Raw genomic sequence first — 25,164 nt, forward strand, 5'->3', positions numbered from 1 at the left:
CACCTAATTAGCGGTTATAGCCTTTCAGGTTTGCTTTCTTCAATGCAGACTCGTACTGACTGGACATCATCAGAGTTTGCACTTGAGCCATAAAGTCCATGATGACAACAACAACGATTAACAGTGAAGTACCACCAAAGTAGAAAGGTACTTTCATTGCGTCACGCATGAACTCCGGGATAAGGCAGATAAAAGTAATATACAATGCACCAATTAAGGTTAAGCGCGTCATCACTTTATCAATGTATTTCGCCGTTTGCTCTCCCGGACGAATTCCTGGCACGAATGCACCGGACTTCTTCAGGTTATCTGCTGTTTCACGCGGGTTGAAAACCAGAGCCGTATAGAAGAAACAGAAGAAGATGATCGCAGTCGCATAGAGTAACACATAAAGCGGTTGTCCAGGCTGCAGATACAGCGAAATCGTTGTCAGCCAGTTCCAACCGGTACCGCCCCCAAACCAGGATGCAATCGTGGCCGGGAACAGAATAATGCTAGAGGCGAAAATTGCTGGGATAACCCCTGCCATGTTCACTTTCAGCGGTAAGTGCGTACTCTGTGCTGCATAAACGCGACGGCCTTGTTGACGTTTAGCGTAGTTGACAACAATACGTCGTTGGCCACGCTCGACGAACACTACAAAGAAAGTCACCGCAAACACTAAAACTGCAACCAACAGCAACAGAAGGAAGTGCAGGTCGCCTTGTCGAGCTTGCTCAATGGTATGTGCAACTGCCGGAGGCAGACCAGCAACGATACCAGCAAAGATTATGATCGAGATACCGTTACCAATACCACGTTCAGTAATCTGTTCGCCAAGCCACATAAGGAACATCGTCCCGGTAACCAGGCTAACTACAGCGGTAAAGTAGAATGCAAAGCCTGGATTTAAGACCAGACCTTGCATACCAGGCATATTCGGAAGACCGGTAGCAATACCGATAGACTGAAATATTGCCAATACCAGCGTGCCATAACGGGTGTACTGGCTTATCTTGCGACGGCCAGCCTCCCCTTCTTTCTTAATTTCTGCTAACGCGGGATGAACCACGGTTAACAGTTGGATAATAATCGATGCCGAAATATACGGCATGATACCCAAAGCAAAGATAGAAGCACGACTAAGGGCACCACCAGAGAACATGTTGAACATTTCAATGATGGTACCACGCTGTTGCTCGAGCAATTTCGCAAGCACAGTGGCATCGATACCAGGAATCGGAATAAAAGAGCCGATACGGAAAACTATGAGCGCCCCGATAACAAACAAAAGTCTGCGCTTCAGTTCGCCAAGTCCACCTTTAGCACTTTGAAAATCTAATCCTGGTTGCTTAGCCATCTGCTACTTATTCCTCAATTTTACCGCCAGCAGCTTCGATAGCAGCACGAGCGCCTTTGGTGACACGCAGACCACGTACGGTTACTGCACGATTGATTTCGCCAGACAGCATAACTTTAGCGAATTCAATCTGAGTACCAACTACGTTAGCGGCTTTCAGCGTGTTCAGGTCGATAACATCGCCTTCTACTTGAGCCAGTTCAGACAGACGAACTTCTGCCGTGATCATAGCTTTGCGAGAAGTGAAGCCGAATTTCGGCAAACGACGGTACAGCGGCATCTGACCACCTTCGAACCCGCGACGTACGCCACCGCCAGAACGAGAGTTCTGACCTTTGTGACCACGGCCGCCGGTTTTACCCAGGCCAGAACCAATACCACGACCTACACGCTTCGGCGCATGCTTGGCACCTTCAGCCGGAGACAGAGTATTTAAACGCATCTGTTACTCCTCAACCTTAACCATGTAGGAAACCAGGTTGATCATACCACGTACAGCGGGAGTATCTTCACGCTCAACAGTATGACCAATACGACGCAGACCAAGACCAACCAGAGTTGCCTTGTGTTTCGGCAAACGGCCAATAGAGCTGCGAATTTGAGTTACTTTAATAGTCTTTGCCATGGTTATTACCCCAGAATTTCTTCAACGGATTTACCACGCTTGGCAGCGACCATTTCTGGGGACTTCATATTCGCCAGAGCGTCAATAGTTGCACGAACCACGTTAATCGGGTTGGTGGAACCATAGGCTTTTGCCAATACGTTGTGAACCCCTGCGACTTCCAGGACGGCGCGCATTGCACCACCGGCAATAATACCGGTACCTTCGGAAGCCGGCTGCATGAACACACGGGAACCCGTATGCGCACCTTTAACAGGGTGCTGCAGGGTGCCGCTGTTCAGCGCGACATTCATCATGTTGCGACGGGCTTTTTCCATCGCTTTCTGGATCGCTGCCGGAACTTCGCGTGCTTTGCCGTAGCCAAAACCTACGCGACCGTTACCATCACCAACTACAGTCAGTGCGGTAAAGCTGAAAATACGGCCACCTTTTACGGTTTTAGATACGCGGTTTACCGCGATCAGCTTTTCCTGCAGTTCGCCAGCTTGTTTTTCGATGTGTGACATCTTACACCTCTACCTTAGAACTGAAGGCCAGCTTCACGGGCAGCATCTGCCAGTGCCTGGACTCGACCATGATATTGGAAACCGGAACGGTCAAAGGATACATCTTTAATCCCTTTTTCCAATGCGCGCTCAGCAATAGCTTTACCTACAGCTGCAGCAGCATCTTTGTTACCGGTATACTTCAATTGCTCAGTGATAGCTTTTTCTACAGTAGAAGCGGCTACCAATACTTCAGAACCGTTCGGAGCGATGACCTGTGCGTAGATATGACGCGGGGTACGATGTACCACCAGGCGAGTCGCGCCCAATTCTTTGAGCTTGCGGCGTGCGCGGGTCGCACGACGGATACGAGCAGATTTCTTATCCATAGTGTTACCTTACTTCTTCTTAGCCTCTTTGGTACGCACGACTTCGTCGGCGTAACGGACACCCTTGCCTTTGTAAGGCTCAGGACGACGGTAGGCACGCAGGTCCGCTGCAACCTGACCAATCAACTGCTTATCTGCGCCTTTCAGCACGATTTCAGTTTGGGTCGGGCATTCAGCAGTAATACCTGCCGGCAGTGCATGTTCAACAGGATGAGAGAAGCCCAGGGCTAAACTCACCGCGTTGCCTTTAACTGCGGCACGGTAACCAACACCTACCAGCTGAAGCTTCTTGGTGAAGCCTTCGGTAACACCAACTACCATTGCGTTCAACAGAGCACGAGTGGTACCCGCTTGGGCCCAACCGTCAACAGCACCTTCGCGTGGACCGAAAGTCAGTGCGTTTTCTTCCTGTTTAACTTCAACGGCGCTGTGGATAGTACGAGTCAGCTCGCCGTTCTTACCCTTAATCGAAATAACCTGACCGTTGAGTTTTACCTCTACGCCGGCAGGAATGACGACGGGTGCTTTTGCAACACGAGACATTCTTTCCTCCCGAATTAAGCTACGTAGCAGATAATCTCGCCACCAAGACCAGCCTGGCGAGCTGCACGATCGGTCATAACACCTTTAGAGGTAGAAATGACAGCAATACCCAGGCCGGCCATAACTTTTGGCAGCTCATCTTTTTTCTTATAGATGCGCAGACCTGGGCGGCTGATACGCTGAATGCTTTCTACCACTGCCTTGCCCTGGAAGTACTTCAGTACCAGTTCCAGAACCGGCTTGGTGTCGCCTTCGATTTTGAAATCTTCAATATAACCTTCTTCCTTCAGCACGTTGGCAATTGCCAATTTCAGCTTGGAGGAAGGCATGGTGACCGCAACTTTGTTCGCGGCCTGACCGTTACGGATACGGGTCAGCATATCCGCGATCGGATCTTGCATGCTCATCTGTCTTTACTCCCGTGATTCAATTGGTGACAATTACCAGCTAGCCTTTTTCAAGCCCGGGATTTCACCGCGCATAGCGGCTTCACGGACTTTAATACGGCTCAACCCGAACTTCCGCAGGAAAGCGTGCGGACGACCAGTTTGACGGCAGCGGTTACGCTGACGTGACGGGCTGGAATCACGCGGCAGAGTCTGCAGCTTGAGAACGGCATCCCAACGATCTTCGTCGGAAGCGTTCACATCAGAGATGATAGCTTTCAGTTCTGTGCGTTTAGCAAAGAATTTGTCTGCTAATTTCACGCGCTTGACTTCGCGTGCTTTCATGGATTGCTTAGCCATTAGTAACCCTACCTTACTTGCGGAACGGGAAGTTAAAGGCAGCCAGCAGTGCGCGGCCTTCATCATCGGATTTCGCAGTGGTGGTAATGGTAATATCCAAACCACGAACGCGATCGACTTTGTCGTAGTCGATTTCCGGGAAGATGATCTGTTCACGCACGCCCATGCTGTAGTTACCACGGCCATCGAATGACTTAGCGGACAGGCCACGGAAGTCACGGATACGCGGTACAGCAATGGAAATCAGACGCTCAAAGAACTCCCACATGCGTTCGCCGCGCAGAGTTACTTTACAGCCGATCGGATAGCCCTGGCGGATTTTGAAGCCTGCAACAGATTTGCGTGCTTTGGTGATCAACGGCTTTTGGCCGGAGATTGCTGTCAAGTCAGCTGCTGCATTGTCCAGCAGTTTCTTGTCGGCAATAGCTTCACCAACACCCATGTTCAGGGTGATCTTCTCGACCCGAGGGACTTGCATGACAGAGTTGTAGCCAAACTGAGACATCAGTTGTTTGACTACCTCGTCTTTGTAGTAATCATGCAGTTTCGCCATCGTATTACTCCAAATTACTTGATAGTTTCGCTGTTAGACTTGAAGAAACGGACTTTTTTGCCGTCTTCGAATCTAAAGCCTACACGGTCAGCCTTGCCGGTCGCAGCATTGTAGAGAGCGATGTTGGAAACCTGAATAGCAGCTTCTTTTTCAACAATGCCACCTGGTTGGTTCAGAGCCGGAACCGGCTTCTGGTGTTTCTTAACCAGGTTGATACCTTCTACAATGACCTTGCCAGCAGACAGGACATTTTTTACTTTACCGCGTTTACCTTTGTCTTTCCCGGTAAGCACGATAACTTCGTCATCACGACGGATTTTCGCTGCCATGGTTCGCTCCTTAGAGTACTTCTGGTGCCAGAGAGATAATTTTCATGAACTTTTCGTTACGCAGTTCACGAGTTACCGGCCCAAAAATACGCGTACCGATTGGTTGCTCGCTGTTATTGTTCAAAATAACGCATGCATTACCATCGAAGCGAATGACAGAACCGTCCGGGCGACGTACACCCTTCTTGGTGCGCACCACTACCGCCTTCAGCACATCGCCTTTCTTCACCTTACCGCGAGGAATTGCTTCCTTGATGGTAATTTTGATGATGTCGCCGACGCCTGCGTAGCGACGGTGCGAGCCACCTAGAACCTTGATACACATTACGCGACGTGCACCGGAGTTGTCGGCGACGGTCAGCATAGTCTGTTCTTGGATCATTTTAGTGCTCCGCTAATGTCAACTACTACTTTAAAGACCTAAGTTAATTTTCAGGCCGTTGAAAAGCCCCATAACCAAGGGCGCAGCATTATAACACCGCTTCCTACGTATGGGTAGAAAAAACAAACGGCTCGTTTTCTGAGCCGTTTGTTAAGTGAGAGGCCGCTACTCTATTACAGAATCGCTTTCTCTACAACGCGAACCAACGTCCAAGATTTAGTCTTAGACAGTGGACGGCATTCGCGGATTTCTACCACGTCACCGATACCACATTCGTTGTTCTCGTCGTGTACGTGCAGCTTGGTCGTACGTTTGATGAATTTCCCGTAGATCGGGTGCTTCACCGTACGTTCGATAGCAACAACAATGGATTTTTCCATTTTGTCACTAACAACGCGACCTTGCAGAGTACGGATAGTGTCAGTCATTTACGCACCCGCCTTTTCAGTCAGTAAAGTCTTAACGCGTGCGACGTTACGACGCACTTGTTTCAACAGGTGAGTTTGTTGCAGCTGGCCACTCGCCGCTTGCATGCGCAAGTTGAATTGCTCACGCAGCAGGTTGAGCAGCTCGGTGTTCAGCTCTTCAACGCTTTTTTCACGCAGCTCTTGTGCTTTCATTACATCACCGTCTTAGTTACAAAGGTGGTTTTGATCGGCAGTTTAGCTGCTGCCAGCTTGAACGCCTCACGGGCCAGCTCTTCCGGCACGCCGTCCATTTCGTACAGGACTTTACCAGGCTGGATCAGGGCAACCCAATACTCCACGTTACCCTTACCTTTACCCATACGCACTTCAAGCGGCTTCTCGGTAATCGGTTTGTCCGGGAATACACGGATCCAGATTTTACCTTGACGCTTAACTGCACGAGTCATTGCACGACGAGCTGCTTCGATTTGACGAGCAGTCAGACGGCCACGGCCAACAGCTTTCAGACCGAAAGTGCCGAAGCTAACATCCGTACCTTGCGCCAGACCACGGTTGCGGCCCTTGTGCACCTTACGGAATTTTGTACGCTTTGGTTGTAACATCAGCGACTCTCCTTACTTGCGGCCTTTACGCTGCTGCTTTTTAGGTTGAGCAGCCGGTTTTTCCGGTTGTTCAACGGCAGCCATACCACCCAGGATCTCACCTTTGAAGATCCATACCTTAACGCCGATTACACCATAAGTGGTGTGCGCTTCAGATGTGTTGTAATCGATGTCCGCACGCAGAGTGTGCAACGGAACACGACCTTCACGGTACCATTCGGTACGCGCGATTTCAGCACCGCCAAGACGGCCGCTTACTTCAACTTTGATACCTTTAGCGCCAAGACGCATTGCGTTCTGTACTGCACGCTTCATAGCACGACGGAACATAACGCGACGTTCCAGCTGTGAAGTGATGCTGTCAGCAACCAATTTTGCGTCCAGTTCCGGTTTACGGACTTCGGCGATGTTAATCTGTGCAGGAACGCCAGCGATATCCGCTACGACCTTACGCAGTTTTTCGACATCTTCACCTTTCTTGCCGATAACGATGCCAGGACGAGCAGTGTGAATGGTCACACGGATGCTCTTCGCAGGACGCTCGATAACGATGCGAGAAACGGAAGCTTTCGACAATTCCTTAGTCAGGAATTGACGAACTTTAAAGTCGCTGTCCAGGTTGTCAGCGAATTCTTTGGTATTCGCATACCAAGTAGAGTTCCAAGGTTTGACAATACCCAGGCGAATACCATTAGGATGTACTTTCTGACCCATTGCTAGTCTCCAGAGTCTCAGCGATCGGACACAACCACAGTAATGTGGCTGGTGCGCTTCAGGATGCGATCTGCACGACCTTTTGCACGCGGCATAATGCGCTTCATGCTTGGGCCTTCGTCGACGAAGATTTTCGTGACTTTCAGATCATCGATGTCAGCGCCATCGTTGTGTTCTGCGTTAGCAATGGCAGACTCCAGCACTTTCTTAACCAGACCAGCAGCTTTTTTGTTGGTGTAGGTCAGAGTTTCCAGAGCTTGCGACACTTTCTTACCGCGGATCAGGTCAGCAACAAGGCGAACCTTCTGAGCAGAAGAACGAGCGTGGCGATGTTTAGCGATAGTTTCCATCTCTTCCTCCTACCTTAGCGCTTTTTAGCTTTTTTATCAGCCGCATGGCCGCGATAAGTACGGGTCGGCGCGAATTCACCCAGTTTGTGACCGACCATTTCATCGGAAACGAACACTGGTACGTGCTGACGACCATTATGGACAGCGATGGTCAAACCGATCATGTTAGGAAAGATCGTTGAACGACGGGACCAAGTGCGCAAAGGCTTCTTGTCACCGCTTTCCACCGCTTTCTCTACCTTCTTCAGCAAGTGCAGGTCAATAAAAGGACCTTTCTTGAGAGAACGTGGCATGGCTTATCCTCTAATTATTTTTTACTACGGCGACGTACGATGAACTTGTCAGTACGCTTGTTGCTACGGGTCTTCTTACCTTTGGTCTGAACGCCCCACGGAGTTACCGGGTGCTTACCAAAGTTACGACCTTCACCACCACCGTGCGGGTGATCGACTGGGTTCATCGCCGTACCGCGAACGGTAGGACGAACACCACGCCAACGTGCAGCACCTGCTTTACCCAGAACGCGCAGCATGTGTTCTGCATTGCCAACTTCGCCCAGGGTAGCGCGGCAGTCAGCCAGAACTTTACGCATTTCGCCGGAGCGCAGACGCAGAGTTACGTAGGAACCATCACGTGCAACGATCTGAACGTAGGCACCGGCAGAACGAGCCAGCTGGCCGCCTTTACCTGGTTTCATTTCTACGTTATGAACCGTTGAACCAACTGGGATGTTGCGCATCGGCAGGGTGTTACCCGTTTTGATTGCCGCATCAACGCCAGATTGAATCTGGTCACCTGCTTTCAGGCCTTTCGGCGCCAGGATGTAACGGCGTTCGCCGTCTTTGTACAGAACCAGCGCGATGTTCGCGGAACGGTTCGGATCGTACTCCAGACGCTCAACCACTGCAGCGATACCGTCTTTGTTGCGCTTGAAGTCAACCAGACGATAATGTTGCTTGTGGCCACCACCGATATGACGGGTGGTGATACGGCCATTGTTGTTACGACCACCGCTTTTGCTCAGTTTTTCCAGCAGCGGGGCATAAGGTTTACCCTTGTGCAGCTCAGGGTTAACCACTTTAACAACGTGGCGACGACCCGGAGATGTAGGTTTACATTTAACAATTGCCATTGTTCTTACTCCTCCGACTTACTCTGCGCCGCTGATGAAGTCCAGATTCTGGCCTTCTTTCAGGGTGACGTAAGCTTTTTTCCAGTCGCTACGACGACCAACACGCTGTCCATGACGCTTCACTTTGCCTTTTACCAGCAAGGTGTTTACGTCTTCGACTTCGACTTCAAACAGTTTCTGCACAGCAGCTTTGATTTCTGCTTTAGTCGCGTCTTTAGCAACTTTGAGAACGATGGTGTTGTTCTTTTCCATCGCAGCAGACGCTTTTTCAGAAACGTGCGGCGCGCGCAGTACTTTCAGCAGACGTTCTTCACGAATCATGCCAGCATCTCCTCAACTTGCTTCACAGCATCAGCAGTCATAACTACTTTGTCGAAGGCGATCAGGCTAACTGGATCGATACCTGCTACATCACGCACGTCAACCTTGTACAGGTTACGGGCAGCCAGGAACAGATTCTCATCCAGTTCACCGGTGATGATCAGCACGTCTTCCAGCGCCATGTCTTTCAGTTTCTGTGCCAGCAGCTTGGTTTTCGGTGCTTCAACAGAGAACTTCTCGACAACGATCAGACGTTCTTGACGTACCAGCTCGGACAGGATGCTTTTCAGCGCGCCGCGGTACATCTTTTTGTTTACTTTCTGACTGTGGTCCTGAGGCTTAGCAGCAAAGGTCACACCACCGGAACGCCAGATCGGGCTCTTTACAGAACCAGAACGCGCACGGCCGGTACCTTTCTGACGCCATGGCTTTTTGCCAGAACCAGTCACTTCAGCGCGAGTTTTCTGCGCGCGAGTACCCTGGCGGGCGCCTGCTGCGTAAGCAACAACAACCTGGTGAACCAGCGCTTCGTTAAAATCACGACCGAAGGTGGTTTCGGAAACAGTCAGCGCGCTCTGCGCGTCTTTCAATACTAATTCCATTACCTGGCTCCTCACGCTTTAACAGCTGGTTTAACGATCAGGTTGCTACCGGTAGCTCCCGGAACAGCACCCTTAACCAGCAGCAGGTTGCGCTCAGCGTCAACGCGTACTACGTCCAGGCTCTGAACGGTTACGCGCTCATTACCCAGCTGCCCTGCCATTTTCTTGCCTTTGAACACTTTGCCCGGAGTCTGGTTCTGACCGATAGAACCCGGAACGCGGTGAGACAAGGAGTTACCGTGGGTAGCGTCTTGGGTACGGAAGTTCCAGCGCTTAACAGTGCCAGCAAAACCTTTACCTTTAGAAGTACCGGTAACGTCTACTTTTTTAACGTCTGCGAAAATTTCAACGCTAATGTTCTGACCTACAGTGAACTCTTCGCCTTCAGACAGACGGAATTCACGCAGGAGACGGCCGGCTTCAACGCCAGCTTTAGCGAAGTGACCCGCTTCCGGTTTGGTTACACGGTTTGCTTTTTTAGCACCGGTGGTAACCTGGATAGCGCGATAACCATCGTTGGCCAGGTCTTTGACCTGAGTAACGCGGTTAGCTTCAATTTCGATAACGGTTACAGGGATAGATACGCCTTCTTCAGTGAAGATGCGGGTCATACCCACTTTTTTACCGACTAAACCAATCATTGTTTCAACCTCTCAATCGCTCAATGACCTGATTAACCCAGGCTGATCTGCACGTCTACACCGGCAGCCAGATCCAGACGCATCAGAGCATCAACGGTTTTCTCGGTTGGCTCAACGATGTCAACCAGACGCTTGTGAGTGCGGATTTCATACTGATCACGCGCGTCTTTGTTGACGTGCGGAGAGATCAGAATGGTAAAGCGCTCTTTGCGGGTCGGCAGCGGGATCGGACCACGGACTTGCGCACCAGTGCGCTTAGCAGTCTCGACGATTTCCGCGGTTGATTGATCGATCAGACGATGATCAAACGCTTTCAGGCGGATACGGATTCTTTGGTTCTGCATGAGACCAGAGCTCCAATTATTTATAAACGTAAATAATTACTCCTCACACCCATTTCGATTGATGGGGGAGTGTAATCGTTCAGCATATAACCCCCATATCGGGAGTATTGTTAACCAGTCGTTATTGATGACATGGTTACTGATCCGCAACGGATCAGACCTACCAAGATTAGGTAAGCCCGCGCATTATACGCATTCCTGCTTAGGAAGCAACCATAACCTGCAGGAAAAACGTATTAGCGCGCCTTTTATTTTACCTGTTGTTACTACGCCGGGTCATCTTCTTCCAGTTCTGCCAAGGCCTGTTGAACACGGGCTTTTAAGGCAGGATCGACGGTGTCATCTTTACTTATTGTTGTATCAGCCTCTTCTTCAACCAGCGCCACATCTTCCTCTTCATTAATGTCTTCTGCTTCGGCCTGGTCGTCCATCGTCTCCGCGATATTCTCGACAGGTTCCGTTTCCGCTTCCGGTTCGTTCGCGGCAGGGAGTGGCCGGGTCTTGAACAGATAATGCATAGGAGAGAGGGTATACTCTCTATCTTGCGAGGGCGCCTGCAGAACAGGCGGCTCCGGATGACGGGATGTCCAGACTATGTGCAGATATGCGCCCTGAACGGCAAAGAGCCCCATCCAACATCCCCATAAAAGCAGGCCACCGGCTTTGATGCATGTTCTTTTAAAAGGTGCCCGGAGTTTTGCCGGTGCCCCACCCTGCAGGCGCAAATTCATTGCCTGATGTAGAGGGAAGCTCATTGCCCTTCTCCTTTTTCTGCGCTTTCATTTTCTGGCACTAAGAGGGCGCTTTGTTCAACGCTGAGCCAAAGCTGGATCAAGGTTGCTTTGCCGGGCGCGCCGTCAGGGTGCAGCCCTCTGCTTTGCTGGAATTTTTTGATTTTTTCTACGAGTAAGGCATTCCACCGCACGTCCTCAGGTAAAGGAAGATGCAGTGCACGGCTGAGCATTGTATTCAGCCATAGGATGTCTTCATCAGAACTTGCTGCCGACACAGATGTTTTTCCAGACGGTGCAGGTTTCCAGAACAGGATATATTCCCCTTTCCATGCAGCCAGGAACCAGGATTTCTTCACCGTCCAGGTCTGCTGGCCTAAAAGCAGATCGAGGTCATCTTTGCCCATCCGGATGACCACGGCATAACGGGTCTTGTTACCGAGATGGAACTGCGCTATCCAGGGCAAGCCTTGTTTCTGTAGTGCGTCATAGTCTGCTTTTGCCGTCTCACACTGTAAGCCTGCCTGTGCGGTTTGATCACACCAGGCATCCTCCTCAGCCACGTCATAGCCCCAGGCCCGGAAAAGTTGCTGCATGGCCTGGCGCTCAGTCGCGGGCTGGTCATCAATGGCCGGCGGCGGAGCAGGGATCATCGCTGCCACCGGTTCCGGCCTTAACCATTCAGGGACGGGCAGGTACGGTGACACCATGCCGGTACAGTGCCAACCAAGAAGCGCCGCAAAACCGGCGTAGCCGATTAACAATAAGAGCATTGTCTTCCTGGCACGCCGGCTTTTCCCTGATTCACGCACCGCGAGTTTGATATGCCGCCAATGCAGAGAAGAGGTTGTCCCCTGCTCTATCCAGGCAATCTGGCGGGCCATATTCACAAGGCGCGAGATGCTCTCGGGATTCCCTTTCGCTGCGTACTGGATGTACTTGATATAAGGAAGCGTAAACGTAGCGGCATGATCTTCCCCTTCTCTCTCCATGATGGTTTGGTTAACCACTGACAAACAGGCTTTCTCATCATAAAGTGGCAAGCGCAGTGCGCCCGGGTGATAATTTGATAAGCTTTTGTTTTTCAAAAGTGAATTTTCGCCAACGATCAGCAGAGAAAGAGGCTGCCTGGCATGTTTCCTAAACTCACTAAATAAGTAAACCAGCGTAGTTAATTGTTGGTTAATATAATGAGCATTATCCAGAACAATTAATACCGGCGTATTTATTTTCTGAGTTTCATAAAGAAATTTTTCCCATAGATTCAAAGAAAAAGAGGGGCGAAGATTAATTTTATTTACGGTATCCCATGAAGAATCTATTAATAGCAATTCATCATTCTCTTTGCGGGCAGTAAGCAGCAGAAACGCCCCCTGATTAATGCGCAAAATATCTTTTGCCAGTGCCGTTTTCCCACATCCTGCCTCGCCAACTATCAGTCCAATCCCGGACAGTAACAATTCATCGCTCAAATAATCTTTTGCGGTTCTATATGTATCAAAAATGAATTCATAGTTAAACCAGGATTCATCGACTTGGAATTTCATGAATGTTTTACTCTTAAAATTGATTTCTCAAAGACTTGCAAAATATTTTTATGTCGGATAAAACTCCATTTGAATAAAATGGCTATTAACTATATCATGCAATTATTCTAGTGCAAACTAACACACAATAATTGATATTGAAGCGGGCGCATTGTGTTACAGAAAACCAAAAAGTTATTTTTTTGTAACTTACAAAATATAATTATCCCTGTTGCTTTATTGTTAGGAATTATGGTGTCGGGCTTTTATGTTAAAAATATATCTCTTTTATATATATTAAAAGAACCGGCCGGCCCGTCTTATCCGGGTGATGAACATGTCATTAATGCTGATGAATTCCAAAGCAGACTGGCAAAATTTCAGCCGGATAACGTCGTCGCAGAGACCCAACAGGAAGACGTGGCGCCCTCACGGAATATCACGCTTACCGGCATTATCGCCAGTAATCAGCCGGGGCGTTCACTGGCTATTGTGATGGAGAACGGGGCGCAGCATACCTACCGTGAAGGCGATAAGCTCTCTACCCCACCAGAGGGCTTCATCAACAAAATCGGTGATAATACGATTGAAATCAAAGAGAATGGGAAAGTTTTTAGCCTGATCTTAGTAGAACGCACTGCAATGCCTTCAGAGAACCAGGTCAATAATACGCCCCCTGAGAATGTAGAAGAAAAAGGGCGGGATTGGGATGATTACATCATTACAAGCCCTGTTTATCAAAAAAATGCATTAGTTGGGTTACGAATCCTGCCGGGAAAACAGAAAGAGATGTTCGCCCATTTTGGGTTACACCCTGGTGATATTGTAGTAAAGATTGATGAATATGATTTAACTGTTCCCTCTAATATTGACCAAGCCAGAGCGGCCTGGCAGCAATCACTTACCGTGCAACTGGTTATTATGCGAAACAACCAGAAATCACTGTTCAATTTAAGTTTAAACGATATCAATGAAAAGTTAATTAATAACCATGCGCAAGAATAACTCCTTTATTTTAACGCTGATGATGCTGGCCACTCTGACCACCCCCAAAAGCTACGCAGAACAATTCTCAGCAAACTTTAAGAATGCCGACATTAAGGAATTTGTTGATGTTGTCAGTAAAAACATGAACAAAACCATCCTGGTTGACCCATCCGTCAACGGCACCATTTCTGTTCGCAGCTATAACAGTTTCGATAACGAAGAGTATTATCAGTTCTTCCTGAGCGTGCTGGACTTATATGGGTTTTCCGTTGTTACGCTGGATAATGGCCTGTTAAAAGTTGTGCGCTCTGCCACCTTAAAAACGTCACCCGGACATTTAGTGGATGATATCCGTCCTGGCAAAGGGGATGAAGTCATTACCCGGGTTATTGCGCTGCAACATGTGCCGGCACGTGAGCTTGCTCCCCTGCTCCGGCAGATGAGCGACAGCAATGGCGTAGGCAATGTAGTCAATTATGATCCGTCTAATGTGCTGATGCTGACCGGCAAGGCCTCTCTGATCAACCGGCTGGTAGAAGTTATCAAACGGGTCGATGTCATTGGCCAGCAACATCAGCAATTGATCAAGCTGAAATATGCTTCAGCTACGGAACTGGCAGAAGTGCTTAACTCCCTGACCCGCGAAGAATCAAAAGGGCAGTCCAGCAACATGCTGATGCCGAAAATCGTGGCAGATAAACGCACCAACACCTTGTTAGTCAGCGGTTCAGACAAAGTGCGCCAGCGCATTACCTCACTGGTGGCGAAATTGGATCAGGACAGCGCCGAACAGGGCAATACACGCGTGTTTTACCTGAATTATGCCAAAGCCGACAAACTGGTTGAGGTACTGACAGGTATCAGTGAAAAAATTGCCAAAGAAAAAGAGACGGAAGGGTCGTCAGATCCTTCCTCCACCGGCAATACCTCCTTGTCGATTACCGCGGATGAACAGACTAACTCCCTGGTCATTACTGCCCAGCCTGATGTGATGCAGCCATTAGCCGATGTCATCGCCAAGCTGGACATCCGCCGTGCTCAGGTGCTGGTAGAGGCGATTATCGTTGAAGTACAGGACGGCAATGGGCTGAACCTTGGCGTGCAATGGGCAAACAGCAAGGTGGGTGGTACGCAGTTTACAAATACCGGCGTGCCGATTTTCTCTCTGGCTAACGCACAAAACAGTGGCATCAATTCTGATGAACTGCCTGCTGCTCTCGCAAATTATAACGGGTTTGTCGCCGGATTTTTTGAAGGGGACTGGAGCGCGTTGCTGACCGCCCTCTCCACGAACAATAAGAATGACATTCTGGCGACCCCCAGCATTGTCACCCTGGATAATAAAGAGGCGTCGGTGAATGTGGGGCAGGATGTTCCTGTGCTTTCCGGTTCACAGACCACTTCGGGCGACAACGTCTTTAATACCGTAGAGCGTAAAACGATTGGTACCAAGCTGAAAGTTACGCCACAAATCAACGAAGGTGATGCTGTTCTGCTGGAAATTGAGCAGGAAGTCTCGAGTGTAGACAGCGCCGGCGGCCAGTCATCCTCACTCGGCCCAACATTCAATACCCGTACCATTCAAAATGCTGTGTTAGTGCGCACCGGTGAAACCGTAGTGCTGGGTGGCCTTCTGGATGACACCAGCAAAGAAACGCATTCCAAAGTGCCGCTTTTGGGCGACATCCCTTTGATTGGCAATCTGTTCCGTTACACCTCCACCGAAACAGCGAAACGTAATCTGATGGTATTTATCCGGCCGACCATTCTCCGGGATGACGACGTCTATCACTCCGTCTCGAAGAAAAAGTACACCCATTTCCAGAATATCCAGAAAGAGCGCCGCCAAGAGGATGAGAACACGCTGGTGGCCCCCAACAGCCGGCCACAGTTAGCGGAATTGCCGCCTGAACCACTGCCCGCTGCGCCGGCTGCCCCTGCTCCGGTTAACGGCCCCCGTAATCCTTTCCACGGTTAATGGACGCAGCCATGAAAGAGACTCTTCCGTTGATCCATCAGCCCGGGCCGGCAGCCCGGATTTCATACTCACTGGCACGTCAGGCCGGTGTGGCCGTTGCGCAGGATACGCTGCTTTACCGTCAGGGCATCTCATTAGACATGCTGCTTGAGGCGCGCCGGGTTGCCGGTACCTGTGTAACGCTGCGCCCTCTGGAAGCCGCGGCGTTTGATGAACAGCTTTCAGCTCTCTATCAGCATAATGCGGTTGAATCACAGCAAATTGCCCAGGATTTGGATCAGGACATTGATCTCTTTGCACTGACGGAAGAGTTGCCGGACAACGAAGACTTGCTGGCAGACGATAACAGTGCGCCGGTCATCCGCTTAATCAATGCGATTTTAAGCGAGGCGGTTAAAGAGGGTGCGTCTGACATCCACATTGAAACCTTTGAGCGCAGCCTGAGCATCCGTTTCCGTATTGATGGCGTATTGCGGCAGATTTTGCAGCCGAGTAAAAAACTCGCGCCGCTGCTGCTTTCACGCATCAAAGTCATGGCGAAACTCGATATTGCAGAAAAACGCCTGCCCCAGGATGGGCGTATCTCTCTGCGTTTGGGATCGCGGGCTGTGGATGTACGCGTTTCTACCTTGCCGTCGCAATATGGTGAGCGGGCGGTGCTGCGCTTGTTAGACAAAAACAACCTGTTGCTTACCCTGGATAAACTCGGGCTATCCACTGGTGATTACGAAAACTTACAGCATCTGATTAAACAGCCTCACGGCATTCTGCTGGTCACCGGCCCTACCGGCTCTGGGAAAAGTACCACGCTGTATGCGGTGCTTTCCGCGTTGAACAGTCAGGAGCGCAATATCCTGACGGTTGAAGATCCTATCGAATATGAGCTGGAAGGCATTGGCCAGACACAAGTCAATGCCCGGCTGGATATGACCTTTGCCCGTGGCCTGCGTGCCATTTTGCGTCAGGATCCCGATATCGTGATGGTGGGCGAAGTCCGTGACAGCGAAACGGCACAGATTGCAGTTCAGGCCTCACTGACCGGCCACCTGGTGATGTCAACCCTGCATACCAACAGCGCAACCGGTGCGATAACCCGTCTGCGTGATATGGGGATTGAGTCTTTCCTGCTTTCCTCATCCCTGATTGGCGTGCTGGCGCAGCGGCTGGTGCGCCGGTTATGCCCTGAGTGCCGCCAACCGCGGGCAATAGAGCCGCATCAACGGGCACTGCTGACCTCGTTATCACCCATTCCCAACACGTTATGGCATGCGCCCGGCTGCCCGGCCTGCCGGTTTACCGGCTACAAAGGCCGGTTGGCAATTCATGAGGTGATGGTGGTTGATGAAGCCATTCGTGCCGCTATTCATGGCAATGAAAATGAGCAGGTAATTAAGGGATTGTTCCTCCGCCAAAGTAAAAGTCTGCTGGAAAACGGCTTGCTGAAAGCAGTGTCGGGTGAGACCTCCCTGGAAGAAGTGATGCGCGTCACCAGCCAGGAACAAGATGCACAAGAGGAACACATCGAATGAAGTTTTCCTGGCGAGCTCACACCGCGAGCGGAAAAATCCAGCGCGGCATGGTAGAGGCTGATGACGCCCGTCAGGCCCGGCAGAAACTGCGTGCTCAAGGTTTACAACCGATTTCCATGAAAGCAGCAGGCTCACCTTTCAAACTGCTGGCAGGAAACGGAACCCGCCGTGTGCGATTACCGGCGGCTGAGGTCGCCCTGTTTACCCGGCAGCTCGCGACACTGACCAACGCGGCTCTCCCCCTGGAAGAGGCCATTGGGGTCATCGCGCGGCAAAGCCAGAATGAAAAGCTGCGGCACGTATTAACAGAAATTCGTTCACGGGTAACGGAAGGCCACCCCTTAGCGGAAACCCTGGCAGCCTGGCCACGGATTTTTGATCCGGTCTATCGCACGTTGGTTATGGCAGGTGAGAAAAGCGGCACGCTCGGCCCGGTGCTGGAAAAACTGGCAGATTACAACGAAATCCGTCAGCGGCTAAAAAGCAAAATGACCCAGGCGTTGATCTACCCAATGGTGCTCACTTCGGTTGCCATCATCGTTATTACTATTTTGCTCTCCACAGTCGTGCCCAAAGTGGTCGAGCAGTTTATCCATATGAAACATCAACTGCCTCTCAGCACCCGGATTTTGCTCGTCGTGAGTGACGCCATAAGGGATTACGGGTTGCTGGTGCTGGCATTGATCGGTATCGCGCTGTTCAGCCTCAATGTCTGGCTGAGGCGGCCGGAAAACCGCTTCCGTTTTCATGCCTTGCTGATGCGCTTACCTATCTGCCGCAGGCTGGTGCTCGAGACGAACAGCGCCCGCTATTTACGGACCCTGAGTATTTTGCAATCCAGTGGCGTTCCATTGCTGGAGGGGATGCACACCGCGCTGGAAGGGATTTCAAACCTGGCCATCCGTGATCGCCTCCGGCGTGCCGGCGAGCATGTCCGTCAGGGCAGCGCCCTGCATACCGCCCTGACTGAAAGTGAACTCTTCTCTCCCATGATGCTGTACATGCTGGCTTCAGGGGAGAAAAGCGGCCATCTGAGCAACATGATGGAACGCGCCGCCACGGCGCAAGAGCAAGCACTACAAAACCGTATGTCGCTGGTATTGGCTCTGTTCGAACCTGGGCTGGTGATCAGCATGGCAGTCATTGTGCTGTTTATTGTGGTGTCGATACTGCAACCCATTTTACAACTTAATAATTTAGCCGGTTAACAGGATGAAATTTATGAATAAAGTCTCTACACAACGTCAGCGGGGTTTCACCCTGCTGGAAATCATGGTGGTCATCGTGATTATGGGCATTTTGGCCAGCCTGGTGGTGCCTAACCTGATGGGTAATAAAGAGCGCGCCGACCGTCAAAAAGCGGTCAGTGATATCGTGGCGCTGGAAAATGCGCTGGACATGTACAAGCTGGACAATCACCGCTACCCGACCAGCGAACAGGGCCTGGAAGCGTTGGTCAAAGCACCGGAGTTTGAACCGCTGCCGCAAAATTACCGTAAAGACGGCTACATCAAACGCCTGCCAACCGATCCGTGGGGCGCTGCCTATCTGCTGGTTACGCCGGGTGAACACGGTGAGTACGATCTATTCTCTGCCGGTCAGGATGGTGAGGCCGGTACAGAGGATGATGTTGCCAACTGGACACTGGATGCGCCGAAAAAGTGAAACAGGTCAGGCAGGCCGGCTTTACCCTGCTCGAGATCATGCTGGTACTGATGATCATGGCAGGCGGAGCCGTCATGGTGATGGGCACAACCGGCAGCGTTGAAGAGCGCCAGCAACTCAGTGAAACCGGGAAACTGGTTTCACTGATGGAATACGCATCCGATTATGCGGCGATGACCGGCTCCCCGGTAGGCTTACAGATAACAGATTCAGGCTATCTGTTTATGACGCCACAACAACGCAAAGCGACGCCGGTCACCTGGCGATGGGTATCTTTCTCTAAAGGTCCGCTGCCTGCCCACATGCACTCTTTTTCACCTGCCTGGCAAGCTGGCGTGTTTATTCATGGCGAAATCATGGAAGCACGCGACACGCCACAGATCATTTTTTCTCCCGACGGGGAGATTACGGCTTTCCAATTGCGGATCACTGACCGAGATACTGACCGGCCATTATTTACGTTTACCTGTAATGGCCAGTGGCCGGTCACTGTCCGGAATGAGGCAGCAGCATCATGAGGCGCGTATCGCAACAGCACGGCATGATGCTGCTGGAAGTGATTGTTGCACTTGCTGTGTTTGCTGGAGCCGCACTGGCATTGATGAACAGCATGAGCGGTCAGATGAGTGCCACGTCGCGCCTGACAGACCATCTGTTTGCAGACTGGGTGTCTGCTAACTGGCTGGCAGAACAGACGTTAACCGGAGCGGCGGCAGAACGCGGTAAATCCTCTCAAAGCGGCTTCGTCGACATGGGCGGCCAGAGTTGGGCATGGGCACTGCAAAAAACCGCCTCTCCTGAGGCGGCGTACCGTACGCAGGTATTAACGATAAGCCGTGATGGCTCGCCGGTGCGCTCGACGCTTCGCCTGTTACCCCCGGTTCAGGACACGACGCCATGAACCGGCAAAAAGGTTTCACCTTATTAGAAACGATGCTGGCCCTGTTCATCTTCTCAATGCTGAGCATGTTGGCGTATCAAATCTTATCGGGCGCCCTGAAAACCAATGAGCGTACCCAGAGTGCCCTGCAACGGATAAATGCGCTGCACAGGACCATGAACCGGCTGGAACGGGATATCGTGCAAAGCCTGCCCAGAGTGCCGCGCGGCGCAGAACAAAGCTGGCATCAGGATGACAACAGTTTTGCCTTGACGACCCAAAGCCGCCCTAACACCTGGGGCCAGTGCTGCTCACCCGACATCCTTCGGGTAACCTGGCAACTAAAAGCGGGCACCCTGCACCGCCTGGTACAACGTACCGTGGATGCCCCAGACGACAGCACGCCCCTGGATGCCCCTTTGCTGGATAACGTCGACAACATGTCACTGCATTTTTATCAGCAAGGCTGGAAAACAGAGGTTGATGCCGGGCAGGCTCCCCCTACCGGCATTGAGGTAACACTGACACTCAAAGATTTTGGTGTGATCAACCGTGTGTTTGTTTTGCCGGCAAGCTGGCCTGGTTATCAGGACACCGAATCAGGCGATGAGGCGTCAGAGGGCGAGCAGCAAAGTGAGTCAGAGAACAGTCAGGAGGGTGAGTCATCTGGCGGGCAGGAAGAACCCATGGCCGATGAACAGCCTCTCTCCCCACCGGCTGAGGACACACCTTCTGGCGGGAGTCACGAATGAAATCGCAAAAAGGCGTCGCTCTGATTGTGGTCATGCTGCTGCTGGCTGTTATGGCTGCGTTAGCGGGGGAAATGGGCGTCCGCTTAACGACCAGTGTAAAGCGGGCTTCCTATCAGCAAGATAATCTCCAGCTGATGACGATGATTTATTCTGCAGAACAGTTTGCGACTGAAAACCTGCTTCAGGATTTGAAAGACAACCCTAAGTTTCAGTCCACCGATCACTACTGGGCGCAGCCACAGAAAATGTCTCCGGGCAGCGGCCTGACGATTGAATGGCAGGTCCGGGATGATCAGGCCTGTTTTAACCTGAATACACTGGGTAATGCTCCTACCGATACCCAGGATGAGGCACCTTATAACCAGCGGGTGTTTGAAGCGCTGCTGCTGATGAATGGTGTCACGAAAGCGCAGGCTGGGATAATTATCGACTCGATCGCGGATTATATCGACAGCGATACCCTTGTCCGTTCTGCCGGGGCGGAAGATGAATATTATCTGCGGGCCAAACCGCCACGTCTTGCCGCGAATCAGCCCTTTTACAGCGTGTCGGAACTTAGCCAAATCAACGGCGTTACCCCCAAATTGTATCAGGCGCTTCAGGGGCAACTTTGTGCCCTGCCCTCAACGCAGCAGCGAATTAATATTAACTCGCTGGCAGAGCAGCAGGCCCCCCTATTATCTGCGCTGACACTCGAGCAAATCAGTACAGAAGAGGCGGTAAGGCTTTTAGCGAAGCGGCCTAAGATGGGCTGGGCCGCGCTTACTCTCTTTTATACGCAGTTGGATAACCAATTCCCGGCAACAGATAAAAACTGGGCACCCCTGAATAGCATACTGGCTGTTACCAGCCGCTATTTTTCTATTACGTCTACGGCCAGTGATAACGATCAGCAGTTAACGTTATCCAGCCGGGTTTATTACGACGAGAAAAGCGGTGAGATCCGCCTTTTCTCCCGCCACATTGATTGATTAAGACAATAAGCAGGCTGAAATACCCATGCAGGAAAAGCTAATCATACGATACCTTCACAATGGCATGCTTGATGTGTCTGAAGCCGATCACACGGATGAAAAGCCCTTGTTGCTCTTATCCGGTGTGGATTGCCTGGAAGAGGTGATCTCGGGCACTGACAAACGCGATGTGATTTTACTGATTTCACCGGCCAGCTTAATTTTCCGTGCGATCCCCTTACCGGAAAAAAACGGCAAACTCACCTCGGAACGCTTGTCATGGCTGGCTGAAGAGACACTGCTCGGTGAAAGTGACGCGCTCCACTGGACTGTTTTACATCGTGAGCAGGCATTGGTACACGCTGTTGCGATCGACAGCGGTTGGTTGCGTTCCTTGCTGTCGGCATTTAACGAAGCCGGGCTAAATATCGTTTATGCCGGCCCGGATGGCCTGTACCTCCCTGCTGTTGATAATAGCTGGACAGCCATCCGCTTGCAGGATGACTGGTTGCTGCGCCTGGGGCCCTACCAACTCACATCATTGGATGAGAACTGGTTCCGCCATCTACGGGAACAGTGGGCACCGCAGAAGATTGTCAGCTACAGCCCGCTGGAACACGAGGGTCTGCTTGTTGAGTCTTTGCCCTGGCAATCACCACAACAGCTTCTTCACACCTCTGGCCTGGCTCTGCCGAGCCTGCTGCACGGTGATTTTCGCCCTCGTCAGCCCACTAAGCCGGTTAACAAAGCTGTGCGATATGCCGCCTTTGCATCATGTGTGATGGCCGTTTTTTTGATGCTGTTGAGCAAAGGGCTGGGGATCTGGCACCTGCATCAGGAGTCTGCGGCCTTAGACCAGGAGACAAAAGCGCTTTATCAGCAGCACTTCCCGCAGGATAAGCGAAACAGCAATTACCGGTTCTTTTTCAATCAGAAAATTTCCGCTGTATCCCCCGATGTATTGACGCGCCTGACGCAGCTGCAACGCCATCTGGAGGCCTACCCCAGCCTGCAGATCCAGCGTATCCATTATCAACAGGAGCAGGATCTGTTTGATGTGCAATTGCTGGCAGGCAATGCCGAACATTTACAGCAATTTATTCAAGAGAGTGAACAGGAATTTCACTTCACAATGGATAAAACACCGGCGGATGGCGATTCAGTCACAGTAAAGAGCGTATTTAAAAAATGAAAACCTGGTTTATGGCCCATACTCGCCGCGAACAACATATTTTGCTTTTTATCGGTGCACTTATTATCGGCGCTCTCATCTGGTTTGCTTTATTAACACCGTTAAATAATTTAGCAGAGAAATTACAGAGAAATAATAAACAGGCCCAGCAGACGTTAACCTGGATGAAAGTAGAAAGCATAAAACGTGGCATTATCCCTGGAATAAAAAAGACTCAGCCACTCGAAGCCGTCATTAAATCCTCGGCAGAAAAGCATCGGGTTGTTATTGATAACACGTCAACCGAGAATAAATCCGTTCACGTGACGGTCAAAGAGATGTTGTTAAGCGATTTTATTCACTGGTTAATTGATCTTAAAAAAACATCGGGCGTAACGGCAAGCCAAGTTGAATTTAGCAGTGCTGAGCAAGAGGGTTACATTAACATCACTGCGTTAACCTTTGTCAGGAAATAAGCATGAATGCCATTAACGCGTTGCTCATCCCGACTTTCTATTTTGTAGCAGGCTTGATCATGGGGAAAATGATCAATCATCTCAGTCAATACTTACCGCATCTGATCACAGAAAATGGCCACGAGGCACCGCCGGGAGCCTCAGTGCAACACTCCGTGCTGAAGCTGGAATATTGTGCCTGTCATCCGCCTGTGCACTGGTGCGATTATTTGCCTGTCGTCAGCTGGTTGATGCTCAAAGGCCGCTGCCGTGCATGTCAGGCACCCATTGTGGCCGGCTATTTATGGGTTGAACTGGTGTGCGGAATGCTGCTGGTGTGTCTCGCTTTACTGTTTCCACTGAACATTACGCCGGCCCTGGCGGTGTACAGTGGCTTCTTGCTGACGTTAAGCCTCATTGATGCGCGTACTTACCTTTTGCCCGATACGCTGACACTGCCCCTGCTGTGGCTGGGCCTGTTGTTTAACAGCGTCAGCGGAAATGTGAGCCTTGCAGATGCCGTGTACGGTGCCGTGGCCGGTTATATGATTTTATGGAGTCTGTATTGGTTTTTCCGGCTCGCCAGTGGGCGTGAAGGGTTGGGATATGGTGATTTTAAATTGTTGGCTGCGTTGGGTGCCTGGAACGGCTGGCAGATGCTGCCGCAAATTACCTTGCTGGCGGCGGCCTCAGGCCTGCTATGGGCGGGGCTGGTGAGATGGAAGAAAGGAGAATGGGTTTCTGTATTGCCATTTGGCCCGCCACTGGCGGCCGCGGGGTGGCTGACGCTGCTGGTTCAGTGGTACGTTGTTCGTTAATGGCAGGGAAGCCAAAGCTTCCCCGAATAGCAAAATTACTCTTCTTCACGGATTTGCGCCTGAAGATAGTTTTGTATCCCCATTTTCTGGATAAGATCCAGCTCCGTTTCCAGCCAGTCGATATGCTGCTCTTCATCAGCCAGAATTTCGATCATCATATCGCGGCTGACATAGTCATGGATGGTGTCCGCATAGGCTATCGCCTCACGAAGATCGCGTGCACCGTCCAGTTCCAGCGTCAAATCTGAACGCAGCATTTCTTCAACATCTTCACCAATATTTAACTTACCCAGGTCCTGCAGGTTCGGGAGTCCCTCCAGGAAGAGAATACGTTCAATATAGCGATCCGCATGTTTCATTTCATCAATGGACTCGTGGTACTCCACGTCATTAAGGCGTTTGAGTCCCCAGTTTTTGAACATTCTCGCATGCAGAAAATATTGGTTAATAGCAACTAACTCATTGCCCAACAACTTATTGAGATAATTTAATACCTTAACATCACCTTTCATTTTTGTTCCCTCCGCTTCCACTCTTTGAAGCGTAGATGCGGTTTGGAGTAAGTCAAAAAAAGATGTGTTTCAGGCTATCTCTTTGAACTCTGGAATTTGGGCCAGCTCATCTTGCATAATTTCACGGGCCGCACGCACGCATTTCCCGCATTGATTACCAACCGGCACAAACTTGCGCAATTGTTGAAAAGATTGCGGCTGATGTTTGCGAACAGCCTGTCGGATTGTTTTGTCGCTAATACCATTGCACAGGCAAATATACATAGGGGCACTCCACGTTATCTGCCGCCATCTTAAATCAAAATGATTCTCATTTAAAGTAAGTTGTCGTGCTTTCTGACAGCGTAAAATAGCTGGCTGATCGCTGCCAGCAATCTCCTGTAATACCCTGTCGTTATTCTGCTAAAGCGTGAACCTGGTCGTATTTTTATAAAGTTTATAATCAATGAGATAAAAGGATTATTGCGGTAGGGTCACAAAAAAACAGAGGGCTTATTAGCGCTTTATAACGCCATACTTTGCATGGCTAAAGCAAAAAGCGAAGGATACAAAAAACAGGCATAAAAAAAGGGATGCCGAAGCATCCCTTTTTGCAAAAGTCAGACGCGATTAAGCGATAACTTTAGCAACAACGCCCGCACCAACAGTACGGCCGCCTTCACGGATTGCGAAACGCAGACCG

The 25,164-nt window shown here is 50.6% G+C and carries 39 protein-coding genes; 12 read left to right on the forward strand and 27 right to left on the reverse strand.

The window, feature by feature from the left end:
- Positions 1-7 precede the first annotated feature (7 nt).
- The 24 genes from secY to CYR52_RS19825 form a co-directional block, all read right to left on the reverse strand.
- The gene (gene secY / locus CYR52_RS19710) at positions 8-1,339 is read right to left on the reverse strand and encodes a preprotein translocase subunit SecY (RefSeq protein ID WP_072933449.1); all 1,332 of its coding nucleotides are present in this window, start codon (positions 1,337-1,339) and stop codon (positions 8-10) included.
- Between the two features lie 7 nt (positions 1,340-1,346).
- Positions 1,347-1,781, reverse strand: a complete 435-nt coding sequence (gene rplO, locus CYR52_RS19715) for a 50S ribosomal protein L15 (protein WP_072933451.1) — start codon at positions 1,779-1,781, stop codon at positions 1,347-1,349.
- 3 nt (positions 1,782-1,784) lie between these two features.
- Entirely contained in the window at positions 1,785-1,964 is a 180-nt protein-coding gene (gene rpmD / locus CYR52_RS19720; protein WP_029095691.1) for a 50S ribosomal protein L30, read from the reverse strand.
- Between the two features lie 5 nt (positions 1,965-1,969).
- The gene (gene rpsE / locus CYR52_RS19725; RefSeq protein ID WP_072933453.1) at positions 1,970-2,470 is read right to left on the reverse strand and encodes a 30S ribosomal protein S5; all 501 of its coding nucleotides are present in this window, start codon (positions 2,468-2,470) and stop codon (positions 1,970-1,972) included.
- A gap of 14 nt (positions 2,471-2,484) precedes the next feature.
- Positions 2,485-2,838, reverse strand: a complete 354-nt coding sequence (gene rplR, locus CYR52_RS19730) for a 50S ribosomal protein L18 (RefSeq protein ID WP_072933456.1) — start codon at positions 2,836-2,838, stop codon at positions 2,485-2,487.
- Between the two features lie 9 nt (positions 2,839-2,847).
- Positions 2,848-3,381 (reverse strand): 50S ribosomal protein L6, encoded by a 534-nt coding sequence (gene rplF / locus CYR52_RS19735; protein WP_072933458.1) that lies wholly within the window; start codon positions 3,379-3,381, stop codon positions 2,848-2,850.
- Between the two features lie 14 nt (positions 3,382-3,395).
- A complete protein-coding gene (gene rpsH / locus CYR52_RS19740; protein ID WP_072933460.1) occupies positions 3,396-3,788 on the reverse strand; it encodes a 30S ribosomal protein S8 in 393 nt (130 codons plus the stop codon).
- A gap of 33 nt (positions 3,789-3,821) precedes the next feature.
- Entirely contained in the window at positions 3,822-4,127 is a 306-nt protein-coding gene (gene rpsN / locus CYR52_RS19745) for a 30S ribosomal protein S14 (RefSeq protein ID WP_072933461.1), read from the reverse strand.
- 13 nt (positions 4,128-4,140) lie between these two features.
- Entirely contained in the window at positions 4,141-4,680 is a 540-nt protein-coding gene (rplE, locus tag CYR52_RS19750) for a 50S ribosomal protein L5 (protein WP_072933463.1), read from the reverse strand.
- A 14-nt stretch (positions 4,681-4,694) separates the two neighbouring features.
- Entirely contained in the window at positions 4,695-5,009 is a 315-nt protein-coding gene (rplX, locus tag CYR52_RS19755) for a 50S ribosomal protein L24 (protein WP_072933465.1), read from the reverse strand.
- Between the two features lie 10 nt (positions 5,010-5,019).
- A complete protein-coding gene (gene rplN / locus CYR52_RS19760) occupies positions 5,020-5,391 on the reverse strand; it encodes a 50S ribosomal protein L14 (RefSeq protein WP_008457164.1) in 372 nt (123 codons plus the stop codon).
- Between the two features lie 173 nt (positions 5,392-5,564).
- The gene (gene rpsQ / locus CYR52_RS19765) at positions 5,565-5,819 is read right to left on the reverse strand and encodes a 30S ribosomal protein S17 (RefSeq protein ID WP_072933467.1); all 255 of its coding nucleotides are present in this window, start codon (positions 5,817-5,819) and stop codon (positions 5,565-5,567) included.
- On the reverse strand, positions 5,820-6,011 hold the full coding sequence (gene rpmC / locus CYR52_RS19770; RefSeq protein ID WP_002218942.1) for a 50S ribosomal protein L29: 192 nt from the start codon (positions 6,009-6,011) through the stop codon (positions 5,820-5,822).
- Positions 6,011-6,421: a 50S ribosomal protein L16 gene (gene rplP, locus CYR52_RS19775; RefSeq protein WP_002438716.1), complete on the reverse strand. Its 411-nt coding sequence runs from the start codon at positions 6,419-6,421 to the stop codon at positions 6,011-6,013. The genes rpmC and rplP overlap by 1 nt, the downstream gene beginning before the upstream one ends.
- 12 nt (positions 6,422-6,433) lie before the next feature.
- A complete protein-coding gene (rpsC, locus tag CYR52_RS19780; RefSeq protein WP_072933469.1) occupies positions 6,434-7,135 on the reverse strand; it encodes a 30S ribosomal protein S3 in 702 nt (233 codons plus the stop codon).
- 17 nt (positions 7,136-7,152) lie between these two features.
- Positions 7,153-7,485 (reverse strand): 50S ribosomal protein L22, encoded by a 333-nt coding sequence (rplV, locus tag CYR52_RS19785; protein WP_002223844.1) that lies wholly within the window; start codon positions 7,483-7,485, stop codon positions 7,153-7,155.
- A 14-nt stretch (positions 7,486-7,499) separates the two neighbouring features.
- Positions 7,500-7,778 carry a 30S ribosomal protein S19 gene (gene rpsS / locus CYR52_RS19790; protein WP_004929772.1) on the reverse strand — a complete coding sequence of 93 codons (279 nt, stop codon included), beginning with the start codon at positions 7,776-7,778 and terminating at the stop codon, positions 7,500-7,502.
- 14 nt (positions 7,779-7,792) lie between these two features.
- Positions 7,793-8,617 carry a 50S ribosomal protein L2 gene (rplB, locus tag CYR52_RS19795; RefSeq protein WP_072933471.1) on the reverse strand — a complete coding sequence of 275 codons (825 nt, stop codon included), beginning with the start codon at positions 8,615-8,617 and terminating at the stop codon, positions 7,793-7,795.
- 18 nt (positions 8,618-8,635) lie between these two features.
- Positions 8,636-8,938 (reverse strand): 50S ribosomal protein L23, encoded by a 303-nt coding sequence (gene rplW, locus CYR52_RS19800; protein WP_072933473.1) that lies wholly within the window; start codon positions 8,936-8,938, stop codon positions 8,636-8,638.
- Positions 8,935-9,540 (reverse strand): 50S ribosomal protein L4, encoded by a 606-nt coding sequence (gene rplD, locus CYR52_RS19805; protein WP_072933475.1) that lies wholly within the window; start codon positions 9,538-9,540, stop codon positions 8,935-8,937. Before rplD ends, rplW begins: the two co-directional genes overlap by 4 nt.
- Before the next feature lie 11 nt (positions 9,541-9,551).
- Positions 9,552-10,181: a 50S ribosomal protein L3 gene (rplC, locus tag CYR52_RS19810; RefSeq protein ID WP_072933477.1), complete on the reverse strand. Its 630-nt coding sequence runs from the start codon at positions 10,179-10,181 to the stop codon at positions 9,552-9,554.
- A 32-nt stretch (positions 10,182-10,213) separates the two neighbouring features.
- A complete protein-coding gene (gene rpsJ / locus CYR52_RS19815) occupies positions 10,214-10,525 on the reverse strand; it encodes a 30S ribosomal protein S10 (protein WP_009639175.1) in 312 nt (103 codons plus the stop codon).
- Between the two features lie 266 nt (positions 10,526-10,791).
- The gene (locus CYR52_RS22495; protein WP_146001360.1) at positions 10,792-11,280 is read right to left on the reverse strand and encodes a hypothetical protein; all 489 of its coding nucleotides are present in this window, start codon (positions 11,278-11,280) and stop codon (positions 10,792-10,794) included.
- Positions 11,277-12,803: a peptidoglycan-binding protein gene (locus tag CYR52_RS19825; protein ID WP_101829261.1), complete on the reverse strand. Its 1,527-nt coding sequence runs from the start codon at positions 12,801-12,803 to the stop codon at positions 11,277-11,279. The genes CYR52_RS22495 and CYR52_RS19825 overlap by 4 nt, the downstream gene beginning before the upstream one ends.
- A gap of 153 nt (positions 12,804-12,956) precedes the next feature.
- Here CYR52_RS19825 and CYR52_RS19830 point away from each other — a divergent pair, with 153 nt between their 5' ends.
- From CYR52_RS19830 to CYR52_RS19885, 12 genes are read left to right on the forward strand one after another with little or no spacing between them, the layout of a single operon-like run.
- On the forward strand, positions 12,957-13,787 hold the full coding sequence (locus tag CYR52_RS19830; protein ID WP_146000876.1) for a type II secretion system protein N: 831 nt from the start codon (positions 12,957-12,959) through the stop codon (positions 13,785-13,787).
- Positions 13,774-15,747, forward strand: coding sequence for a type II secretion system secretin GspD (gspD, locus tag CYR52_RS19835; RefSeq protein WP_072933485.1), 1,974 nt, complete (start codon positions 13,774-13,776; stop codon positions 15,745-15,747). The genes CYR52_RS19830 and gspD overlap by 14 nt, the downstream gene beginning before the upstream one ends.
- An 11-nt stretch (positions 15,748-15,758) precedes the next feature.
- Positions 15,759-17,276: a type II secretion system ATPase GspE gene (gene gspE, locus CYR52_RS19840; protein ID WP_241506187.1), complete on the forward strand. Its 1,518-nt coding sequence runs from the start codon at positions 15,759-15,761 to the stop codon at positions 17,274-17,276.
- Entirely contained in the window at positions 17,273-18,484 is a 1,212-nt protein-coding gene (gspF, locus tag CYR52_RS19845; protein WP_101829263.1) for a type II secretion system inner membrane protein GspF, read from the forward strand. The genes gspE and gspF overlap by 4 nt, the downstream gene beginning before the upstream one ends.
- Before the next feature lie 13 nt (positions 18,485-18,497).
- A complete protein-coding gene (gene gspG / locus CYR52_RS19850) occupies positions 18,498-18,941 on the forward strand; it encodes a type II secretion system major pseudopilin GspG (protein WP_101829264.1) in 444 nt (147 codons plus the stop codon).
- Positions 18,938-19,459: a type II secretion system minor pseudopilin GspH gene (gene gspH, locus CYR52_RS19855; protein WP_072933493.1), complete on the forward strand. Its 522-nt coding sequence runs from the start codon at positions 18,938-18,940 to the stop codon at positions 19,457-19,459. The genes gspG and gspH overlap by 4 nt, the downstream gene beginning before the upstream one ends.
- A complete protein-coding gene (gspI, locus tag CYR52_RS19860; RefSeq protein WP_101829265.1) occupies positions 19,456-19,842 on the forward strand; it encodes a type II secretion system minor pseudopilin GspI in 387 nt (128 codons plus the stop codon). Before gspH ends, gspI begins: the two co-directional genes overlap by 4 nt.
- Positions 19,839-20,573, forward strand: a complete 735-nt coding sequence (gene gspJ, locus CYR52_RS19865; protein WP_101829266.1) for a type II secretion system minor pseudopilin GspJ — start codon at positions 19,839-19,841, stop codon at positions 20,571-20,573. Before gspI ends, gspJ begins: the two co-directional genes overlap by 4 nt.
- A complete protein-coding gene (gene gspK / locus CYR52_RS19870) occupies positions 20,570-21,544 on the forward strand; it encodes a type II secretion system minor pseudopilin GspK (RefSeq protein WP_101829267.1) in 975 nt (324 codons plus the stop codon). Before gspJ ends, gspK begins: the two co-directional genes overlap by 4 nt.
- A gap of 28 nt (positions 21,545-21,572) precedes the next feature.
- Positions 21,573-22,718, forward strand: a complete 1,146-nt coding sequence (gene gspL / locus CYR52_RS19875) for a type II secretion system protein GspL (protein ID WP_079205345.1) — start codon at positions 21,573-21,575, stop codon at positions 22,716-22,718.
- Complete coding sequence (gene gspM / locus CYR52_RS19880) at positions 22,715-23,173, forward strand: type II secretion system protein GspM (RefSeq protein ID WP_079205346.1); 459 nt, start codon at positions 22,715-22,717, stop codon at positions 23,171-23,173. The genes gspL and gspM overlap by 4 nt, the downstream gene beginning before the upstream one ends.
- Before the next feature lie 2 nt (positions 23,174-23,175).
- Entirely contained in the window at positions 23,176-23,970 is a 795-nt protein-coding gene (locus CYR52_RS19885) for a prepilin peptidase (protein ID WP_101829268.1), read from the forward strand.
- Between the two features lie 35 nt (positions 23,971-24,005).
- Here CYR52_RS19885 and bfr read toward each other — a convergent pair whose 3' ends face one another.
- The 3 genes from bfr to CYR52_RS19900 form a co-directional block, all read right to left on the reverse strand.
- Positions 24,006-24,482: a bacterioferritin gene (gene bfr / locus CYR52_RS19890; RefSeq protein ID WP_072933507.1), complete on the reverse strand. Its 477-nt coding sequence runs from the start codon at positions 24,480-24,482 to the stop codon at positions 24,006-24,008.
- A 69-nt stretch (positions 24,483-24,551) separates the two neighbouring features.
- A complete protein-coding gene (gene bfd / locus CYR52_RS19895; protein WP_072933509.1) occupies positions 24,552-24,746 on the reverse strand; it encodes a bacterioferritin-associated ferredoxin in 195 nt (64 codons plus the stop codon).
- Positions 24,747-25,091: 345 nt separating this feature from the next.
- Positions 25,092-25,164 (reverse strand): EF-Tu C-terminal domain-related protein (locus CYR52_RS19900; RefSeq protein WP_131818057.1); only part of this gene is annotated, 73 nt, incomplete at its 5' end.

The sequence above is a fragment of the Chimaeribacter arupi genome, from assembly GCF_002858805.1.
GTDB lineage: Bacteria > Pseudomonadota > Gammaproteobacteria > Enterobacterales > Enterobacteriaceae > Chimaeribacter > Chimaeribacter arupi.

What these genes read in the sequence shown, in the direction of transcription:
- secY (WP_072933449.1), bottom strand. Translation starts at nt 1,339, where the DNA reads ATGGCTAAGCAACCAGGATTAGATTTTCAAAGTGCTAAAGGTGGACTT.
- rplO (WP_072933451.1), bottom strand. Translation starts at nt 1,781, where the DNA reads ATGCGTTTAAATACTCTGTCTCCGGCTGAAGGTGCCAAGCATGCGCCG.
- rpmD (WP_029095691.1), bottom strand. Translation starts at nt 1,964, where the DNA reads ATGGCAAAGACTATTAAAGTAACTCAAATTCGCAGCTCTATTGGCCGT.
- rpsE (WP_072933453.1), bottom strand. Translation starts at nt 2,470, where the DNA reads ATGTCACACATCGAAAAACAAGCTGGCGAACTGCAGGAAAAGCTGATC.
- rplR (WP_072933456.1), bottom strand. Translation starts at nt 2,838, where the DNA reads ATGGATAAGAAATCTGCTCGTATCCGTCGTGCGACCCGCGCACGCCGC.
- rplF (WP_072933458.1), bottom strand. Translation starts at nt 3,381, where the DNA reads ATGTCTCGTGTTGCAAAAGCACCCGTCGTCATTCCTGCCGGCGTAGAG.
- rpsH (WP_072933460.1), bottom strand. Translation starts at nt 3,788, where the DNA reads ATGAGCATGCAAGATCCGATCGCGGATATGCTGACCCGTATCCGTAAC.
- rpsN (WP_072933461.1), bottom strand. Translation starts at nt 4,127, where the DNA reads ATGGCTAAGCAATCCATGAAAGCACGCGAAGTCAAGCGCGTGAAATTA.
- rplE (WP_072933463.1), bottom strand. Translation starts at nt 4,680, where the DNA reads ATGGCGAAACTGCATGATTACTACAAAGACGAGGTAGTCAAACAACTG.
- rplX (WP_072933465.1), bottom strand. Translation starts at nt 5,009, where the DNA reads ATGGCAGCGAAAATCCGTCGTGATGACGAAGTTATCGTGCTTACCGGG.
- rplN (WP_008457164.1), bottom strand. Translation starts at nt 5,391, where the DNA reads ATGATCCAAGAACAGACTATGCTGACCGTCGCCGACAACTCCGGTGCA.
- rpsQ (WP_072933467.1), bottom strand. Translation starts at nt 5,819, where the DNA reads ATGACTGACACTATCCGTACTCTGCAAGGTCGCGTTGTTAGTGACAAA.
- rpmC (WP_002218942.1), bottom strand. Translation starts at nt 6,011, where the DNA reads ATGAAAGCACAAGAGCTGCGTGAAAAAAGCGTTGAAGAGCTGAACACC.
- rplP (WP_002438716.1), bottom strand. Translation starts at nt 6,421, where the DNA reads ATGTTACAACCAAAGCGTACAAAATTCCGTAAGGTGCACAAGGGCCGC.
- rpsC (WP_072933469.1), bottom strand. Translation starts at nt 7,135, where the DNA reads ATGGGTCAGAAAGTACATCCTAATGGTATTCGCCTGGGTATTGTCAAA.
- rplV (WP_002223844.1), bottom strand. Translation starts at nt 7,485, where the DNA reads ATGGAAACTATCGCTAAACATCGCCACGCTCGTTCTTCTGCTCAGAAG.
- rpsS (WP_004929772.1), bottom strand. Translation starts at nt 7,778, where the DNA reads ATGCCACGTTCTCTCAAGAAAGGTCCTTTTATTGACCTGCACTTGCTG.
- rplB (WP_072933471.1), bottom strand. Translation starts at nt 8,617, where the DNA reads ATGGCAATTGTTAAATGTAAACCTACATCTCCGGGTCGTCGCCACGTT.
- rplW (WP_072933473.1), bottom strand. Translation starts at nt 8,938, where the DNA reads ATGATTCGTGAAGAACGTCTGCTGAAAGTACTGCGCGCGCCGCACGTT.
- rplD (WP_072933475.1), bottom strand. Translation starts at nt 9,540, where the DNA reads ATGGAATTAGTATTGAAAGACGCGCAGAGCGCGCTGACTGTTTCCGAA.
- rplC (WP_072933477.1), bottom strand. Translation starts at nt 10,181, where the DNA reads ATGATTGGTTTAGTCGGTAAAAAAGTGGGTATGACCCGCATCTTCACT.
- rpsJ (WP_009639175.1), bottom strand. Translation starts at nt 10,525, where the DNA reads ATGCAGAACCAAAGAATCCGTATCCGCCTGAAAGCGTTTGATCATCGT.
- CYR52_RS22495 (WP_146001360.1), bottom strand. Translation starts at nt 11,280, where the DNA reads ATGAGCTTCCCTCTACATCAGGCAATGAATTTGCGCCTGCAGGGTGGG.
- CYR52_RS19825 (WP_101829261.1), bottom strand. Translation starts at nt 12,803, where the DNA reads ATGAAATTCCAAGTCGATGAATCCTGGTTTAACTATGAATTCATTTTT.
- gspD (WP_072933485.1), top strand. Translation starts at nt 13,774, where the DNA reads ATGCGCAAGAATAACTCCTTTATTTTAACGCTGATGATGCTGGCCACT.
- gspE (WP_241506187.1), top strand. Translation starts at nt 15,759, where the DNA reads ATGAAAGAGACTCTTCCGTTGATCCATCAGCCCGGGCCGGCAGCCCGG.
- gspF (WP_101829263.1), top strand. Translation starts at nt 17,273, where the DNA reads ATGAAGTTTTCCTGGCGAGCTCACACCGCGAGCGGAAAAATCCAGCGC.
- gspG (WP_101829264.1), top strand. Translation starts at nt 18,498, where the DNA reads ATGAATAAAGTCTCTACACAACGTCAGCGGGGTTTCACCCTGCTGGAA.
- gspI (WP_101829265.1), top strand. Translation starts at nt 19,456, where the DNA reads ATGAGGCGCGTATCGCAACAGCACGGCATGATGCTGCTGGAAGTGATT.
- gspJ (WP_101829266.1), top strand. Translation starts at nt 19,839, where the DNA reads ATGAACCGGCAAAAAGGTTTCACCTTATTAGAAACGATGCTGGCCCTG.
- gspK (WP_101829267.1), top strand. Translation starts at nt 20,570, where the DNA reads ATGAAATCGCAAAAAGGCGTCGCTCTGATTGTGGTCATGCTGCTGCTG.
- gspL (WP_079205345.1), top strand. Translation starts at nt 21,573, where the DNA reads ATGCAGGAAAAGCTAATCATACGATACCTTCACAATGGCATGCTTGAT.
- gspM (WP_079205346.1), top strand. Translation starts at nt 22,715, where the DNA reads ATGAAAACCTGGTTTATGGCCCATACTCGCCGCGAACAACATATTTTG.
- CYR52_RS19885 (WP_101829268.1), top strand. Translation starts at nt 23,176, where the DNA reads ATGAATGCCATTAACGCGTTGCTCATCCCGACTTTCTATTTTGTAGCA.
- bfr (WP_072933507.1), bottom strand. Translation starts at nt 24,482, where the DNA reads ATGAAAGGTGATGTTAAGGTATTAAATTATCTCAATAAGTTGTTGGGC.
- bfd (WP_072933509.1), bottom strand. Translation starts at nt 24,746, where the DNA reads ATGTATATTTGCCTGTGCAATGGTATTAGCGACAAAACAATCCGACAG.